General features: G+C 63.1%; 13 protein-coding genes and 1 tRNA gene. 12 read left to right on the forward strand and 2 right to left on the reverse strand.

Translation table 11 applies throughout. From position 1 onward, the window contains the following. Positions 1 to 29: 29 nt before the first annotated feature. Genes MPN20_RS00175 through murA form a run of 5 tightly spaced genes read left to right on the forward strand, consistent with a single transcriptional unit; the run spans position 30 to position 4508 of the window. Positions 30 to 965 carry a F0F1 ATP synthase subunit gamma gene (locus MPN20_RS00175; RefSeq protein ID WP_242777887.1) on the forward strand — a complete coding sequence of 312 codons (936 nt, stop codon included), beginning with the start codon at positions 30 to 32 and terminating at the stop codon, positions 963 to 965. 27 nt (positions 966 to 992) lie between these two features. After that, positions 993 to 2441 carry a F0F1 ATP synthase subunit beta gene (gene atpD, locus MPN20_RS00180; RefSeq protein WP_242777890.1) on the forward strand — a complete coding sequence of 483 codons (1449 nt, stop codon included), beginning with the start codon at positions 993 to 995 and terminating at the stop codon, positions 2439 to 2441. A 3-nt stretch (positions 2442 to 2444) separates the two neighbouring features. Continuing rightward, entirely contained in the window at positions 2445 to 2705 is a 261-nt protein-coding gene (locus tag MPN20_RS00185; RefSeq protein ID WP_242777894.1) for a F0F1 ATP synthase subunit epsilon, read from the forward strand. 22 nt (positions 2706 to 2727) lie between these two features. Continuing rightward, entirely contained in the window at positions 2728 to 3195 is a 468-nt protein-coding gene (locus tag MPN20_RS00190; protein ID WP_242777897.1) for a DUF2550 domain-containing protein, read from the forward strand. Further along, entirely contained in the window at positions 3195 to 4508 is a 1314-nt protein-coding gene (murA, locus tag MPN20_RS00195) for a UDP-N-acetylglucosamine 1-carboxyvinyltransferase (RefSeq protein ID WP_242777900.1), read from the forward strand. Before MPN20_RS00190 ends, murA begins: the two co-directional genes overlap by 1 nt. 3 nt (positions 4509 to 4511) lie before the next feature. Here the strand turns inward: murA and nucS are convergent, their stop codons facing one another. Next, positions 4512 to 5207: an endonuclease NucS gene (nucS, locus tag MPN20_RS00200; protein ID WP_242777903.1), complete on the reverse strand. Its 696-nt coding sequence runs from the start codon at positions 5205 to 5207 to the stop codon at positions 4512 to 4514. Between the two features lie 30 nt (positions 5208 to 5237). On the opposite strand from nucS, the gene MPN20_RS00205 reads away from it, so the two are divergent. Further along, positions 5238 to 5534 (forward strand): hypothetical protein, encoded by a 297-nt coding sequence (locus tag MPN20_RS00205; RefSeq protein WP_242777906.1) that lies wholly within the window; start codon positions 5238 to 5240, stop codon positions 5532 to 5534. A 148-nt stretch (positions 5535 to 5682) separates the two neighbouring features. Here the strand turns inward: MPN20_RS00205 and MPN20_RS00210 are convergent, their stop codons facing one another. Beyond that, positions 5683 to 7293 (reverse strand): cell division protein, encoded by a 1611-nt coding sequence (locus tag MPN20_RS00210; RefSeq protein ID WP_242777909.1) that lies wholly within the window; start codon positions 7291 to 7293, stop codon positions 5683 to 5685. 241 nt (positions 7294 to 7534) lie between these two features. Between MPN20_RS00210 and MPN20_RS00215 the strand changes: the two genes are divergently transcribed. From MPN20_RS00215 to MPN20_RS00240, 6 genes are all read left to right on the forward strand, one after another. Then, positions 7535 to 8725, forward strand: a complete 1191-nt coding sequence (locus MPN20_RS00215) for an acetyl-CoA C-acetyltransferase (protein WP_242777911.1) — start codon at positions 7535 to 7537, stop codon at positions 8723 to 8725. A gap of 101 nt (positions 8726 to 8826) precedes the next feature. Next, complete coding sequence (locus MPN20_RS00220) at positions 8827 to 9141, forward strand: thiamine-binding protein (protein WP_242777913.1); 315 nt, start codon at positions 8827 to 8829, stop codon at positions 9139 to 9141. 124 nt (positions 9142 to 9265) lie between these two features. Beyond that, positions 9266 to 9472, forward strand: coding sequence for a hypothetical protein (locus MPN20_RS00225; RefSeq protein ID WP_242777916.1), 207 nt, complete (start codon positions 9266 to 9268; stop codon positions 9470 to 9472). Between the two features lie 169 nt (positions 9473 to 9641). Beyond that, a tRNA-Arg gene (locus MPN20_RS00230) sits at positions 9642 to 9715 on the forward strand. A gap of 167 nt (positions 9716 to 9882) precedes the next feature. Beyond that, on the forward strand, positions 9883 to 11580 hold the full coding sequence (locus tag MPN20_RS00235) for a dynamin family protein (RefSeq protein ID WP_242777919.1): 1698 nt from the start codon (positions 9883 to 9885) through the stop codon (positions 11578 to 11580). Continuing rightward, entirely contained in the window at positions 11577 to 13157 is a 1581-nt protein-coding gene (locus MPN20_RS00240) for a GTPase (protein ID WP_242777922.1), read from the forward strand. Before MPN20_RS00235 ends, MPN20_RS00240 begins: the two co-directional genes overlap by 4 nt. Positions 13158 to 13366 lie beyond the last annotated feature (209 nt).

Below are 13366 nucleotides of genomic sequence, written 5' to 3' on the forward strand. Positions count from 1 at the left end.
CTGATCCGTAACAGCGAAAGGAAGAACTGATGGGAGCCCAGCAGAGGGTCTTCAAGCAGAAGATTCGCTCTACTTCGTCCTTGAGGAAGATCTTCAAGGCCATGGAGCTCATCGCCGCTTCGCGGATTCAGAAGGCCATTGCCCGTTCGCAGGCAGCCGGCCCCTACGCCAATGCTCTGACCCGCGCGGTCTCAGCAGTGGCCAGTGAGTCCAATGTCGACCACGTGCTGACGACCGAGCCCGAGTCCGTCACCCGCGCAGCAGTGCTGGTGATGGGGCCCGACCGTGGATTCGCCGGAGCCTATTCAGCGAACCTGCTGCGTGAAGCCGAAGAACTCATTCGGCTGCTGCGCAGCGAAGGCAAGGACGTTTCGCTCTTCACCGTCGGCGGCAAGGCAAAGAACTACTACACCTTCCGTGACCGTCCCATCGAAGAGTCCTGGACTGGGATCTCCGAAACCCCGTCGCCCGAAGTGGCGCGGGAGATCGGCGAAGCCCTGCTGAAGGACTTCACCGCCGAAAGCGGAGACGGTGGCGTTGACGAGATCTACATCGTGTTCACGAAGTTCGTCTCGAGTGTCAAGCATGATCCGGAATACCGGCGACTGCTGCCACTCGAGGTTGTCGACGCCGACGAGGCTGCGACGACGGGCGGCCAGGCTGAAAGTAAGACTGACGCAGCTGCGTTCCCTCTCTATGAGTTCGAACCCAGCGCCGAAGCCGTGCTGGACGCGTTGCTGCCCCGATACATCGACTCGCGCATTCTGTCCGCGCTGCTGAGCGCATCAGCATCCGAACAGGCCTCGCGCCAGGCGGCGATGAAGACCGCGACGGACAATGCGGATGATCTCATCAAGACCTACACCAGGTTGGCCAACACGGCCCGCCAGGCGGAAATCACCCAGGAACTCACCGAGATCGTCGGTGGGGCCGATGCCCTCGCGGCATCATCAGCCGGCGACTGACCGGCGAGAGCAGAGAAGAAAGAGACCATGACTGCCACAGCTACGGATAACACCCCGGCGCAGGGCACAGCCCTCGGCCGGATTTCCCGAGTCATCGGCCCGGTTGTCGACATCGAGTTCCCGCTCGACTCCGTGCCAGAGATCTACAACTCGCTGTCCACCTCGGTGGAACTCTCCGAGGGCACGCGCAAGCTGACCTTCGAGGTCGGTCTGCACCTGGGCAACGGCATCGTGCGTGCCGTGTCCCTGCAGCCCACCGACGGACTGGTCCGCGGTCAGGAAGTCGTCGACTCCGGCGCTCCTATCTCGGTGCCGGTCGGCGATGTGACGAAGAACCACGTCTGGAACGTCACCGGTGACTGCCTCAACCTCGAAGACGGCGAAAAGCTCGAGATCAGCGAGCGTTGGCCCATCCACCGTCAGGCACCGGCCTTCGACGAACTCGAGTCGAAGACCGAGATGCTCGAAGTCGGCATCAAGAGCATCGACCTCCTTACCCCGTATGTCCAGGGTGGAAAGATCGGCCTCTTCGGTGGCGCCGGCGTCGGCAAGACCGTCCTCATCCAGGAAATGATCTTCCGCATCGCCCACAACCACAACGGCACCTCGGTGTTCGCTGGCGTGGGTGAGCGCACCCGTGAGGGCAACGACCTCATCATGGAGATGGACGAAGCAGGAGTGTTCAAGGACACCGCCCTTGTCTTCGGGCAGATGGACGAGCCGCCAGGCACCCGTCTGCGCGTGGCTCTGTCGGCGCTGACCATGGCGGAGTACTTCCGCGATGTCCAGAACCAGGACGTGCTGCTGTTCATCGACAACATCTTCCGTTTCACCCAGGCCGGTTCCGAGGTCTCGACCCTTCTGGGTCGCATGCCTTCGGCCGTGGGCTACCAGCCCAACCTGGCCGACGAGATGGGTGTTCTGCAGGAACGCATCACCTCGACGCGTGGTCACTCGATCACGTCGATGCAGGCGATCTACGTTCCCGCCGATGACTACACGGACCCGGCTCCGGCAACGACGTTCGCTCACCTGGACGCGACGACCGAGCTCAACCGCGACATCGCTTCGCGCGGCCTGTACCCCGCGATCGATCCGCTGACCTCGACCTCGCGCATCCTCGATCCTCTGATCGTCGGTGACGAGCACTACCGCGTTGCCAACGAGGTCAAGGCCATCCTGCAGAAGAACAAGGAACTGCAGGACATCATCGCCATCCTCGGCGTCGATGAGCTCGGTGAAGAGGACAAGCTCGTCGTGCACCGTGCACGTCGTATTGAGCAGTTCCTCTCGCAGAACACCTACACCGCTGAGAAGTTCACGCAGGTGCCGGGTTCGACCGTGCCGCTGGCCGACACGATCGAGGGCTTCTCGAAGATCTGTTCCGGCGAGGTCGACCACATCCCCGAGCAGGCATTCTTCAACGTGGGTGGGCTGGACGATGTTCTGCGCAACTACGAAGAGATGCAGAAGTAAGCCATGGCTGTGCTCGATGTCAACGTCGTAGCAGCCGACCGTCAGATCTGGGTCGGTGAGGCGAAGCGCGTCATCGCCCGGACCATGGACGGCGAGATCGGCATCCTTCCAGGTCACGAGCCTGTGTTGGGTGTAGTCGCTGATGGTGAGGCACGCATTCTCACAACTGACGAGAAGACCATTCGGGTTCAGGCCGACGGTGGTTTCCTCTCAGTTGAGAATGATCGCGTCATCATTGCCGCTGATCAGGCCGAACTTCTCTGATTCGTCAATTAAACTGGCAACCGTGAACCCTTCTGTCCTGCTGATCGTTCTGCTCTCGCTGGTAGGAATCGCGCTTGCTCTGATCGTCGTTGTGACGATCCGTCGCAGGTCGATCTCGAAGTTGTCCGGTGCCTTTGACTGTTCCATCAACGTGGGCGAGGAGTCTTCTTCTCGCCCACGTTGGCGTTTGGGTGTAGCAGTCTTCTCGGTCGCCTCACTGGATTGGTATCCCGTGTTCGCGCTGACTCGGCGCGCAGCAGTTCGCCTGCCGCGTGCCGATCTTGATATTCTCGTCCGCCGCAAACCGACGTCCGGTGAGCAGTATTCTGTGCTTCCGGACGCGGTTGTCGTGGATTGTTCCTATGGGAAGGCCGATGGCCGTCCCCGTTCGGTGTCTCTGGCCATGGACACCGAATCTCTGTCGACGATGGCTTCGTGGTTGGAATCCTCACCCCCCGGATTCAACCCGACGATGGGAAGGTTCACCTGATGGATGTCTTTCGGATGACCGGACCGAGTCGACTGACCGGCACGGTCGACATCCGAGGCGCGAAGAACAGCGTCCTCAAACTCATGGCCGCGAGCCTCTTGGCCGTCGGTCGGACTACGATCACCAACGTCCCCGCGATCCTCGACGTTCGCATCATGGTCGAGCTCCTCGTGCGGCTGGGCTGCGTCGTCGACTATGACGCCGAAGCCGGAGTCGTGAGCATCGACGTTCCCGCGGCCGTCGGCATCCAGGCTGACTACGAACTCGTCCGCGCGATGCGGGCGTCCATCTCCGTCCTCGGTCCGCTGACCGCTCGGATGAAGTCGGCTCATGTCGCTCTCCCCGGTGGCGATGCCATCGGCTCACGCGGCCTCGACATGCACCAGGCCGGACTCGAAGCTCTGGGTGCGACGGTGCACCTCGACCACGGCTATTTCGTCGCTGACGCCCCCGAGGGGCTGCGCGGTACGGACATCGCGCTTGAATTTCCATCCGTGGGAGCCACGGAGAACCTTGTCATGGCAGCGACGCTGGCTCGTGGCACGACCACGATCTCGAACGCCGCGAAGGAACCGGAGATCGTCGACATCTGCACCATGCTCGTCGAGATGGGCGCCCGGATCGACGGTATCGGCACTGCCGACATCACCGTCACCGGCATCGACGAACTCCATCCGGTCAGACATCGCACTGTCGGTGATCGGATCGTGGCCGGGACGTATGCGTTCGGCGCTGCTCTCAGCGGCGGGGATGTCACAGTCAGAGGCGTCGGCCTTGATCTGATGCCCAACATAGCGAACAAACTCACCGCTTCCGGTGCGAGCGTCGACGACCTCGGCGAGGTCGAACTCGGAGACGGCACCGTCGGCCGGGGATTCCGTGTGATCGGCCCCGAACGTCCCCGGTCCATCCGGGTGGCGACCATGCCGTTCCCCGGTTTCCCGACCGATCTGCAGCCGTTCGTCATCGCACTGAATTCGGTTTCGGACGGGGTCGGCCTCCTGTCGGAGAACCTGTTCGAGGCACGGTGGCGGTTCGTCCAGGAAATCGCCCGTCTGGGCGCCAAAGTTCGCGTCGACGGCAATCATGCGCTCATCTCCGGAGTCGAGGCCCTCTCCGGCGCCGAGGTCGAGGCCTCGGACATCCGCGCCGGTGCCGGCCTGGTGATGGCCGGGCTGCGAGCCAGCGGCGTCACCGAGGTCTCGGGAATCGATCACATCGAACGAGGATACGAGAACTTCGTGACGAACCTGCGTAGTCTCGGTGCGAACATCGAACGCGTGGCGAAGCGGGACATCCTCAGCTTCGAATAGATCTCAGAACAGGCGCGAGTCCGGATCATCCATTCCGCGCAACGCATCGTAGTCGAGGACGACACAGCGGATGCCGCGGTCCTCGGCCAGTGTTCGAGCCTGCGGTTTGATCTCCTGAGCCGCGAAGACGCCCTGAACGGGAGTCAGCAGCGGGTCGCGGTTCATCAGCTCGAGGTACCTCGTCAGCTGTTCCACCCCGTCGATGTCCCCACGGCGTTTGATCTCGACGGCCACGGAACTCTGTCCCTCGTCCCGGGCCAGAATGTCGACAGGGCCGATGGCAGTCATGTACTCGCGTCTGACCAGACTGTAACCGGTGCCCAAGGTCTCTATGTGCTCGGCGAGCAGTTCCTGCAGGTGGGCTTCCACACCGTCCTTGACCAAGCCGGGGTCGATCCCGAGGTCATGCTGGACGTCGGAGATCACCTCGGCGATGGAGATGACGAGACGGTCGCCTGTCTTCGTCTGGGACACGGTCCAGATCTCTCGCAGACCTGCCTCGACCTGCTCTTCGCTCGGGTCGGTGGCTTTGACCGTGCACGGGGGAGTCATCCAGTTCAGGGGTTTGTACGATCCACCATCGGAATGGACAAGGATCGAGCCATCAGCCTTGAGCATGATGAGGCGGGTGGCCATGGGCAGGTGGGCGGTCAGACGACCGGCATAATCAACGGAGCATTCAGCTATCACAAGACGCACGCGTTTCACCCTACGTGAGAGAATGGGCAGATGCCACGATCAACATCCTCGCGTCGCAAGAACAAATGGCAGCAGCCTCCGCGTGACCTCTCTGACTCGGTCGCCGGGATGCGGGTGAGCCGAGATCTTCCCGATGGAAGCTGGTCGGTGCAGAAGGTCGCTGGGAATTCGCACGGCAAGGTCTATGTCTGTCCTGGCTGTGGTCAGGACGTGCCGTCATCGAGTTCGCACATCGTCGCGTGGAGGCAGGAAGCAGGACACGGCATCGATGTGGGTGTTGATTCGCGTCGTCATTGGCATACCCGCTGCTTCCAACGATTCCGGTGAGTTCTGGTCCCGGCCTGCGGACCATAGGTGCGGTCTGATTCGAGCAGCACCCGGTTGAGACAGATAAGGAACAGAGGAAATGAGGAAGGGGCCCAAATATGGGCCCCTTCCTCATTGCTGTGTGCGGGTGGTGTCTGCGCGGAGTGGGTCAGCGCAGGGAATTGCGCGAACGCGATGCCTTCGAGTTCGGATTGGCGTTCGTCTTCGCTCCGCTGTTGCCGGTGTTCGGTCCGCTGCTCGGCTTCTTCTGCCCGGAGACCTGAGCATCGATCGCGATGGTATCGGCGTCAGTGGCACCATTGGGCAGTTCGGAGTCGTCGTCGGTGTCGTCGGCGTCGTTCTGCGACTTGGTCGTCGAATCATTCTTCGATGCGCCGTCGCCCTTGGACGAATTCTCCGCCGGAGCAGCTGAACCGGAGGGCTTCACCGCCGGAGGAGTGGGCTCGGCGGCCTTCGCTGTGTCCTTGGCCGCAGAGGGCTTGGCTGCGGCGGCTTTGTTCGAGTCCTCGCTCTTCGCATCGTCGGCCAGGAGGTCGGTGAGTTCCTGCTCGTCGGCGATCTTCTCCGTGGCGTGTGTCGCCGACTCGGCCTTCGCCGGGTCGACATCCTCGTCGCCGCCCATCACGCCGGGCATGGCGAAGAGGGAGCGGAGCTGATCGAGCTGGGCGGTGATCGTCTTGCGCTGCTTGGTCAACAGATCGACCTGGGACTGGGCAGAGGCGACATTCCGCTTGGCTTCGGCCGCCGACTCCTCGATGGTCGCCTCGGCGGTGGCACGAGCTTCGGTGATGAGTGTCTGTGCGCGGGACTTGCCGTCGGCGATGATGTCGTCGGCTTTCTTCACTGCGTCCGCGCGGGTCGACTCGGCCCGCTCGGCAGCTTCCTTGGCTTCGCCATCGGCCTTGGCCGCACGTGCCTGGGCCTCTTCGATGAGCTTCTTGTTCTCAGCCAGTGCAGAGTCGTAGCGCTTCTTGCGCTCGGATTCGGCTTCCTGACGCTTCGCAGCGAGTTCGACGTCGAGGTCGTTGGCGGCCTTCTTCGAAGCTTCGTCGCGTGCCTTGGCCGTGGCGTGGAGTTCGGCGGCCTGAGCCTGTGCGGCGGCGATGGTCTCTTCGGCTTCGGTCTTCGCTTCGGCGCGGAGGTCGGCGGCCTGCTTCTCAGCGGTGGCCTTGAGCTCGGAGATCTCGTGATCGAGGCTCTCTCGAGCCTCCTTCGTCGCTGCCTCGTTGGCTTCCTTGGCCTGGTTGTACTCACGTTCCGCAGTCGCTTTGAGCTCCGCAGCACGCTTTTCGGCGGCCTTCACGGTCTCATCGGCGCGCAGTTCGGCAGAGCTGATGATCGCGTCGGCTTCGGAACGAGCATTCGAGAGGGTGTCGTTACTCTCCGTGTGCATGCGGGCGCGAGCGGATGCCGCCTCGGCGCGTGCCTTGTTGCGGATGGTCTCCGCATCGGAGTTCGCCTGGGCAAGGGTCTCGCGAGCCTGGGACTCGGCGATCTTGAGCAGGTGATCGATCCGGCTTCCGGGAGGGCCAGCCGCCTCGGCGCTGTCGTTCGCCGCTTTCTTCAGTTGAGCCTTGGCCTCGGACAGTTCGCCGGCGATCTGCAGCTTCGCGCGATCGGCGTTGATGACCTGACTACGCGCATCGGAGAGGGCCTTCCGAACGGACTCGACCTCGGTTCGCAGCTGCTGCAGGCGAGAATCAACTTCACTTTTTTCGTAGCCGCGCATCGCTGTGCGGAATTCTTCGGTGGGCGTCACTGAAGTGAACTCCTGTCATGTCAAGGGATATGGTCTCTATCGTCCTTCCACTACTCTAACGGACTCACTATGAGTGTTGGGTGCGAATGTCGATGCGCGGACACCCGCGTGGACAGTGACCGACCGGGCTCCGGACCCGCCCCCGTGACCTCCGCCACAGCGGGCTCGACTATCCTGGAATCAGTAAAGTGCGCCACCGTCGATTTCACCGCCGGTGGGAACAATGACTCGAGGAGGAAACATGGCTGATGCAGTGATCGTTGCGGGTGCGCGGACACCATTCGGACGTCTGCAGGGAGCACTGTCGTCGCAGACTGCAGTGCAGTTGGGCGGCACTGCGATCGCGGGTGCGCTCAAGCGCGCCGGCATCAAGGGCGACGACGTCGAATACGTCATCATGGGCCAGGTTCTCCAGGCCGGTCTCGGACAGGGGCCTGCCCGGCAGGCAGCCGTTGAAGCAGGCATCCCGATGAGCGTCCCGGGCATCACGATCAACAAATTGTGCCTCTCCGGCATCAACGCCATCACGCAGGCAGCTCAGCTGGTTCGGGCGGGGGAGTACGACGTGGTGGTCGCCGGTGGTCAGGAGTCGATGAGTCTGGCCCCGCATCTGCTGGAGAAGTCCCGCTCGGGCTTCAAATACGGCGACGTCGTACTCAAGGACCACACCGACTACGACGGGCTGTGGGACGCCTTCACCGATCAGGCCATGGGCGGTCTGACCGAGGACGCCAATGCCGGTGACTTCGAGTTCTCCCGCGCCGAGCAGGACGAATTCGCTGCCCGATCGCATCAGCGCGCGGCCAAGGGTTGGGAGTCAGGTGCCTTCGCCGATGAGGTTGAGCCCGTGACCATCTCCAGCCGGAAGGGCGACGTGACGGTGTCCACCGACGAAGGCATGCGCCCCGACACCACGGCTGAGTCGCTGGGCAAGCTGCGACCTGCCTTCCGCAAGGACGGCACGATCACCGCCGGCAATGCCTCGCAGATCTCCGATGGCGCCTGCGCCGTCGTCGTGATGTCACGTGAGAAGGCCGAAGAGCTCGGTGCTCCGATCCTGGCCGAGATCCGTGCCCATGCGTGGACTGCCGGACCGGACTCGAGCCTGCAGCATCAGCCCTCTCAGGCCATCGAAGCAGCGGCGAAGCGCGAAGGTGTGGCCGCTGACTCCTTCGACCTCTACGAGATCAATGAGGCCTTCGCTGCTGTCGGACTCGCCAGCTCCAAGGATCTGGGCATCGATGCCGAGAAGGTCAACGTCAACGGCGGTGCGATCGCCCTCGGCCATCCGATCGGCGCATCAGGCGCCCGTATCGTCCTGACCCTTGCGCTTGAGCTTCAGCGCCGAGGCGGGGGTACAGGAATCGCCGCACTCTGCGGCGGCGGCGGCCAGGGGGATTCCCTCATTGTGACTGTTCCTGCACAGAGCTGATCGGCGTACCGAGCTGATCTCGTACAGAGACAGCTGACTGCCGTGTGTCCCGGCTGGCAGACCTGCCGGCCGGGACACACCCAATTGAAGAGGAGAACAGCATGCTCGCAGCATTTTCGGTCGCGCCCAGCGGCGGAGACAATCCGGATGCATCAGTCCACGATGCGGTCGCAGCCGCAGTGGAGATCGTGCGCCGTTCGGGTCTCCCGCATCGGACAGACTCGATGTTCACGACCATCGAGGGCGAATGGGACGAGGTCTTCGCGGTGATCAAGGAGGCCACCGAGGCCGTGGGCGAATTCGGTCCTCGAGTCGCCCTGGTCCTCAAAGCCGATATTCGTCCCGGACACACAGGAGAGATCGACGGCAAGCTCGAACGATTGGAACGCGCCATCGACGCTCGCGACGGTGAGTGACCAGCGGCGACGCCGTGGACCTACCGACAGGTAGCTGGGCGCAGAGGAAACTTTCGGCGAATTCCTAGTGACGTGCGTCTCAATCGGAGCTAGTCTTCAAATAGGACTACGAAGGAGATGAGCAATGAACGGGTCCACGTTTTTCACTACTGCCACCGCACTGACGATGGTTGCTCTGCTGGGGTTCATGGCAGCGGGATTCTTCCCGATCATCGTTGACTTCGCGTTTGCGATCGAAGCGGTCGCCGTGATCCTCGCTCTGACAGGCCTCGTGATGGTTTCATTCGTCACGGTGCGCAAGTCGTTGGAGCGTGTCAGTCGCATCTACTGACCGCATCTGCTGAACATCAGGGCATTCGACATCACCGACGGCGGTTGATGTGAACGGCCCGAGCAGCTGCCCAGGAACCGACGGTCCTCGTCGGAGTTCGGAGAAGACTCTCCGGGCTCTGGCGAGGGCCGCTTTCTTTTCTGCTGCGGCCATCGGTTAGGATATTTGAGCCTCCGTAGCTCAGTAGGATAGAGCAACCGCCTTCTAAGCGGTAGGTCGCGGGTTCGAGCCCCGCCGGGGGTACTCCCCATCCCAGCAGACCCCCTTCATGACTGCTGCCCGATGATGTTCGCGGCGGCCTCCGATACGGGCGCTGAGCGTCCCGGAGACAGGCACTGTAAGAGCAATTGACCACCGCTACGGCGTGGCAATTGGTGCACAGCTGGGAAAACGTAGAGAGTGGATGCGTGATGACAGACAGCAAGAGTGCCGTGACGCCGCCAGTAGGAGGGGCGCTGAGCGATATCGCGAAGCGAATCTCGGAAACCCGCTTCACCATGCAGACCGATGACTCGGCCGAGGGTCGCGAACTCCACAGGAAACTGTCCTCGGAGCTCACGGACTATCTCCTGCCGAGGATCAACCGGACACGGACGCCGTTCCTCATCGCGGTCGGCGGTTCGACCGGCGCCGGTAAGTCGACGCTGGTCAATTCGCTCGTCGGACGCTCAGTCAGCCCTGCCGGTGTACGGCGACCGACGACGGGCAACCCCGTCGTGGTCCACAATCCCGCAGACGCGAAGTTCTTCGAGTCGCAGAGCTTCCTCTCCGACCTGCCCCGCAGTTCCGACCCGGAGTCACCGACTCCCGCCGTTGTGCTCATCTCCGATGACGGGATCGAACCCGGGACAGCAGTCCTCGACTGCCCTGACATCGACTCCATCGCAGAATCCAACCGCTACCTGGCTCGGCGCATTCTCATGAGCGCCGATCTGTGGATGTTCGTGACTACCGCCAATCGGTACGCCGATGCCGCGCCATGGGCGCTGCTCAAGGATGCCGCCGTCAGGAACACGTCAGTGGCGATCGTCCTCGACCGGGTTCCGCCGGAAGCCAACAGGGAGGTCAGGCACCACCTTTCGAGTCTGCTCGCTGAGGCCGGACTCGCCAGCTCACCGATCTTCTCCGTCGCCGAACTCGATCTCGAGGACGGACTTCTGCCCCATTCCGCGATCTATCCCATCCGCTCCTGGATCCGCCAGGTCAGCTCGGAAGGACGTTCGCAGGAGAGGATCCGTCAGCGGACGCTCTCCGGATCGATCGGTGCACTGCCGGCTCAGGTGAAGTCGCTGGCCGATTTCGTCGAGACGCAGGAAGGTGCCTACGTCGGCCTTCAGCAGAGTCTCGACCAGGAATTCAGAACAGCTCACGATGGTCTGTCCGAAGTGTTCTCGGACGGGCGGGTCCTCCACGGTGAAGTCAACGCCAGGTGGCAGGACTTCGTCGGCACGGGGCAGCTCTTCCGCGGTTTGGAACCGACCATGGCCCGGATGCGCGACAGGATCTCTGCGGCCGTCACCGGCAAGCACGACGCGGCCTCTCCTCTGCACATCGCGATCCTCCGCAGCGCCGCGATCTCACTGCGCGAACAGGCGATCGGAGTCGTAGACGGAGTCAATGCCCGGTGGCAGCGTGATGCGGCAGGATCGGCGCTCATCGACGCCCACCCGGAGCTGCGACAGGTCGCCGGCAACCTCGAGGAGACGGTCAAGGCTGCAGTCAGCGGCTGGGCGAACGAAGTCAACGCACTCGTGCGTGACATCGGGCAGGGGAAGAAGTCCAAAGCGAGGATCCTCTCGTTCGGCGTCGCCGGAGTCTGCGCAGTCGTGGAATATGCCGCGTTCTGGGACCCGAAGCACACGGAGACCGGCGGCCAAGCCTCTCGCAATGACGCACGAGTTGCGCTGAGCTTGGCAGGCACGATCTTCGGCGAGCAGGAAGCCGTCAGCCTCGTCGCATCGATCAGGGATCGATTCCTGGGTGCGGCCGCGGGCATCGTCGGCGACTGCCGCGAGCCCTTCGACAATGTATTGGGACTATCCGCGGTACCGGCGCGGCAATCGGGTGCCCTGCGCGCCTCCGGTGATCGACTTGAGGTGGCATTGTGAACACTCCCGCACAGACCGAGATCAGGCGTCTGGCCGAAGGCATCCGGCACTCGCTGTCGTTGGGTCCCGACAAGCTCAGCGCAGAGGTTCGTGCCGACGCACAGAATCTCCTCGACCGCTCGGACGACCGTCTGGGGCTGGGGGAGGACTTCACCGTCGTCGCCTTCGCCGGATCGACGGGATCGGGCAAGTCGTCGCTGTTCAACGCTGTCGCCGGTCTCGAGATCGCACGCGTCGGAGTGCGCCGGCCCACAACTTCGCGTCCCACCGCCTGCGTCTGGGGCGAAGGCGGCAACGAGCTCCTCAACTGGCTGCATGTGCCGGAGCGCAGTCGGACCTGGCGCGAATCGGCTCTTGACGGCGATGATCAGCGCAAGCTCCACGGACTCATCCTCCTCGACCTTCCCGACCATGATTCGACCGCTGTCGCCCACCGCGTCGAGTCCGATCGTCTCGTCGGTCTCGTCGATGTCGTGTTCTGGGTCGTCGACCCGCAGAAGTACGCCGACTTCTCACTCCACTCGGAATACCTCGCGAAGCTGGCAGAGAACAGCTCGAACATGGTCGTCGTCCTCAACCAGATCGACAAGCTCAGCGTCGAGGAGCAGAAGGCGGCAGCAGACGATCTGCGGCAGCTGCTCAACGAGGACGGACTCACCGACACCGAGGTTCACATGTCCTCGGCAGTCTCCCGCGACGGCATACCTCAGCTGCGGTCGATCCTCGCCGACACCGTCGACTCCAAGCAGGCTGCGGCCGAACGCCTGCTCTCCGACATGCAGGGGATGGCCAAGCGGATCCAGGGCGAGCTCGGAGAACCTGTGGCTGCGCCTGACGAACGTCCCGGTGCCTCCCGCCTCGTCGAGACTATGTCAGATGCTGCAGGCGTCGAAGCCGTCTCGCAGACTGTCCACGACGACTACATTCGCCGCGCCTACCGCAAGACCGGCTACCCGGTTCTCGCGTGGATGCAGCGAAATGCCCCTGACCCACTGGGTGCCAAGCACGGGCAGGAGCGTGACGAGCTCGTCCGCGCCTCAGTTCCGGCCACGAGCCGAACACAGAGCTCCCAAGTGCGTCTCATGGCCCACGAACTCATCACCGAGTCCGTGTCCTCGATGCCCAGGCCCTGGCAGAGTGCTGCCGCGGAAGCAGAGAAGACGAGCACGACCGAGCTCTCGGAGACCCTCGACTCGGCCGTCACAGGTGTGGATATCGAACGTCTCCGACCCGGATGGTGGTCACTGGCCGGCATCCTGCAGATCATCTTCTTCGCCGCGACGATCCTCGGACTGCTCGGCGTGATTGTCACCGCAGTGGTCGCCCTGGTGGGCTCCGGAGCAGTTCCCGGCTGGACTTGGGCAGTGAGCATCGGCCTGTTGGCCCTCGGCATCATCGGTTCCGTCGTGACCTCGCTGGTCGCCAAGTCCGCACGGCACAAGGGCGCTGACGAGGCAGCACGGGACGTGGACGGCAAACTGCGCAGTGCTGTCGGGTCGGTGGCTCAGAGCTCCTACTTGCAGCCCGTGAATGCGGTCATCGCCGAACATCGACGGGCCTATGACATGCTCAGCTAGCACTTGAGTGCACAGGTGGTCTCCACTCGTGTGCTGATGCCCTGTGGACGCCGAACACGTGTCCACAGGGCATTTCTCGTCTCTGGACACTGACCGCCCCAGCCGGACTCAATGGAAGTCCATGCGGTTCTCATCACCTGCGCCGCCGACCGAAGCAGTTGGCCGGTACGGACCTGACGAGGTCGCACACTCGATAAGAGAAGAGGCAG

Source organism: Brevibacterium sp. ZH18 (assembly GCF_022748595.1).
Classification (GTDB): domain Bacteria; phylum Actinomycetota; class Actinomycetes; order Actinomycetales; family Brevibacteriaceae; genus Brevibacterium.